This window comes from Microbacterium sp. (assembly GCF_052102115.1).
Taxonomy (GTDB): Bacteria; Actinomycetota; Actinomycetes; order Actinomycetales; family Microbacteriaceae; genus Microbacterium.
Genome location: NZ_JBQDVP010000112.1, coordinates 1 through 3,438, shown reverse-complemented (window position 1 = coordinate 3,438; position 3,438 = coordinate 1). Strand labels below are relative to the sequence as shown.

At 67.9% G+C, this 3,438-nt stretch carries 4 protein-coding genes; 2 read left to right on the top strand and 2 right to left on the bottom strand.

Annotated elements, in window-relative coordinates; genetic code table 11:
• Together rho and prfA are read left to right on the top strand one after the other, a co-directional pair.
• A partial coding sequence (gene rho / locus ACTICP_RS16150) for a transcription termination factor Rho (protein ID WP_441894099.1) occupies positions 1 to 764 on the top strand: 764 nt, incomplete at its 5' end.
• A 23-nt stretch (positions 765 to 787) separates the two neighbouring features.
• A complete protein-coding gene (gene prfA / locus ACTICP_RS16145) occupies positions 788 to 1,867 on the top strand; it encodes a peptide chain release factor 1 (protein ID WP_441894097.1) in 1,080 nt (359 codons plus the stop codon).
• Here the strand turns inward: prfA and epsC are convergent.
• Both epsC and cysK read right to left on the bottom strand, forming a co-directional pair.
• A complete protein-coding gene (epsC, locus tag ACTICP_RS16140; protein WP_441894095.1) occupies positions 1,864 to 2,436 on the bottom strand; it encodes a serine O-acetyltransferase EpsC in 573 nt (190 codons plus the stop codon). The genes prfA and epsC overlap by 4 nt on opposite strands.
• A 23-nt stretch (positions 2,437 to 2,459) precedes the next feature.
• Positions 2,460 to 3,398, bottom strand: a complete 939-nt coding sequence (gene cysK, locus ACTICP_RS16135; RefSeq protein WP_441894093.1) for a cysteine synthase A — start codon at positions 3,396 to 3,398, stop codon at positions 2,460 to 2,462.
• Positions 3,399 to 3,438 lie beyond the last annotated feature (40 nt).

The following is a 3,438-nucleotide window of genomic DNA, read 5'->3' as shown; positions in this document are numbered from 1 at the left end:
AGACGATCGTGCTGCAGCAGATCGCGAACGCGATCGCGCAGAACAACCCCGAGGTGCACCTGATGGTCGTGCTCGTGGACGAGCGGCCCGAAGAGGTCACCGACATGGAGCGCACCGTCAAGGGCGAGGTCATCGCCTCGACCTTCGACCGCCCGGCAGAGGACCACACCACCGTCGCCGAGCTCGCCATCGAGCGTGCCAAGCGTCTGGTGGAGCTCGGCCGCGACGTCGTCGTGCTGCTCGACTCGATCACCCGCCTCGGCCGGGCGTACAACATCGCCACGCCCACCTCGGGTCGCGTGCTCACCGGTGGCGTGGATGCAGCCGCTCTCTACCCGCCCAAGCGCTTCTTCGGCGCCGCCCGCAACATCGAGAACGGCGGATCGCTCACGATCCTCGCCACCGCACTCGTGGAGACCGGCTCCAAGATGGACGAGGTCATCTTCGAGGAGTTCAAGGGCACCGGCAACAGCGAGCTGCGCCTGTCGCGCTCCCTCGCCGACAAGCGCATCTTCCCGGCCGTCGACGTCAATGCGTCGTCCACGCGCCGCGAGGAGATGCTGCTGTCGGCCGACGAGGTCAAGATCACCTGGAAGCTGCGTCGTGCGCTCGCGGGCCTCGACACCCAGCAGGCCCTCGAGGTCGTGCTCGGCAAGCTCAAGGAGACGCAGTCGAACGTCGAGTTCCTCGTGCAGATGCAGAAGTCGATGCCCGCTCCCGTCGCCGGTGGTCACAGCCACGGCCACGAGAACAGCATCCGCTGAGCTGACGCGACCGGAACCGCAGCGTGTTCGAGTCCGTCCAGGCGCTCATCGACGAACACCGCCGGGTGCAGGAGGAACTCTCCGACCCGGCGGTGCACGCCGATGCCGGACGCGCTCGGCGCGTCAACCGGCGCTATGCCGAATTGAGTCGGATCGTCGCAGCTCACGAATCCTGGGTGACGGCATCCGATGATCTCGAGGCGGCACGCGAACTCGCGGCAGACGACGCGGCCTTCGCCGAGGAGATCCCCGCCCTGGAGGAGAGCGTCGAGCAGACCCAGGAGCGCCTGCGCCGTCTGCTCATCCCGCGCGACCCCGACGACGCCCGCGACGTGATCATGGAGATCAAGGCGGGGGAGGGCGGCGCGGAATCCGCGCTGTTCGCCGCCGACCTGCTGCGCATGTACATGCAGTACGCCGCGCACAAGGGGTGGAAGACCGAGCTGCTCGAGCGGAACGAATCCGACCTCGGCGGCTATAAGGACGTGCAGGTCGCGATCAAGGGATCGAGCTCAGACCCGGCACAGGGCGTGTGGGCGCACCTGAAGTACGAGGGCGGTGTGCACCGCGTGCAGCGCGTGCCTGCCACCGAGTCGCAGGGCCGCATCCACACCTCGACCACCGGCGTCCTCGTCTTCCCCGAGGTCGACGAGCCGGAGGAGCTCCAGATCGATGCGAACGATCTGAAGATCGACGTGTATCGGTCGTCCGGCCCCGGCGGGCAGTCCGTCAACACGACCGACTCCGCCGTGCGTATCACGCACGTGCCGACCGGGATCGTCGTATCGATGCAGAACGAGAAGTCCCAGTTGCAGAATCGCGAAGCCGGCATGCGCGTGCTGCGTGCCCGCCTGCTCGCCAAGCAGCAGGAGGAGCGGGATGCCGCAGCATCCGACGCCCGCAAGTCGCAGATCCGCGGCATGGACCGCTCCGAGCGCATCCGCACCTACAACTTCCCGGAGAACCGGATCGCCGACCACCGCACCGGCTTCAAGGCGTACAACCTCGACCAGGTGATGGATGGGGTGCTCGACCCGATCATCGAGTCGGCGATCACCGCAGACGAAGAGGCGCGGCTGGCGGCCGTCGGCGGCGGCGCTTAGATCGAGTAATCCGCCGCGAGCGGCAGATCGCTGAAGTCGTCGTGCCCGCGGCGCCGACGCGCGCGTGCCGGCACGCCGGTGAGGATGCTGTCGCCGGGAGCATCCTTCGTCACGACGGCATTGGCGCCGATCACCGTATTCCGCCCGATCGTGATCGGGCCCAGGATCTTCGCGCCCGCCCCGACGATGACACCGTTCGCGAGCGTCGGATGCCGCTTGCCGGTGTCATCGCGGGTGCGTCCGCCGAGGGTGACGCCGTGATACAGCATGACGTCGTCGCCGACCTCGGCCGTCTCGCCGATCACGACCCCGGAGCCGTGGTCGATGAAGAAGCGCCGGCCGATCCGGGCACCGGGGTGGATCTCGATCCCGGTGACGGCCCGTGCGAGCTGCGAATTCGCCCGTGCGGCGAAGCGCAGGCCACGGCGCCACAGCGCATGGGAGACGCGATGCGCCCAAATGGCGTGCAGGCCGGGGTAGAGGACGGCGACTTCCGCGCCGCTGCGCGCCGCAGGGTCACGAAGTCGCGCAGCGGCGATGTCCTCGCGAATGCGAGCGATGATGCCCATGGTCGATTCAGCCTTCCGGCGGTTCAGCTCTCCCGCAGATCTTCGAACAGTGCCGTGGAGAGGTACCGTTCGCCGGTGTCGGGCATGACGACGACGATGGTCTTGCCTGCGTTCTCGGGGCGCGCGGCGACCTGCAGTGCGGCTGACAGAGCGGCACCGGACGACATGCCCACCAGCAGACCCTCCTTCACCGCGAGTTCGCGGGCCAGGCGCAGCGACTCGTCGAAGTCGACGGCGATGACCTCGTCGAGCACGTCGCGGTCGAGCACCTCCGGCACGAAGTTCGGGCCGATGCCCTGGATCTTGTGCGGTCCGGGGTGGCCCTCGGTCAGTACGGGGGAGTCCTTCGGCTCGACGGCGACGATCTTCACGTCGGCGTTGGCCGCCTTCAGCGCCTGACCGGTGCCGGTGACGGTGCCGCCGGTGCCGACGCCGGCGACGAAGATGTCGACCTTCCCGTCGGTGTCACGCAGGATCTCCTGCGCCGTGGTCTCGCGGTGGATCTTCGGGTTGGCGGCGTTCTCGAACTGTTTGATCCAGACGGCGCCCGGGGTCTCGGAGACGATCCTCTTGGTCTCCTCGATCGCACCGCTCATGCCCTTGGTCGGGTCGGTGAGCACGATCTCGGCGCCGAACGCCTTCAGCAGTACGCGACGCTCCTTCGACATCGACGCCGGCATCGTGAGGATGACCTTGTAGCCTCGGGCGGCGCCCACCATGGCCAGGGCGATGCCCGTGTTCCCGCTGGTGGACTCGACGATGGTCCCGCCCGGCTTAAGCTCGCCTGCGGCCTCGGCCGCGTTGATCATCGCGATGCCGATGCGGTCCTTCACGCTCGACGCGGGGTTGTAATACTCGAGCTTCGCGAGGACGGTCGCTCCGACGCCCTCGGTGACGCGGTTCAGGCGGACCAGCGGGGTGTTGCCGAACGCGCTGGTGATGTCGTCGTGGATGCCGGACATGGCGAGCCTTTCGTACGCGGAACAGTGCTTTCACAGCCTA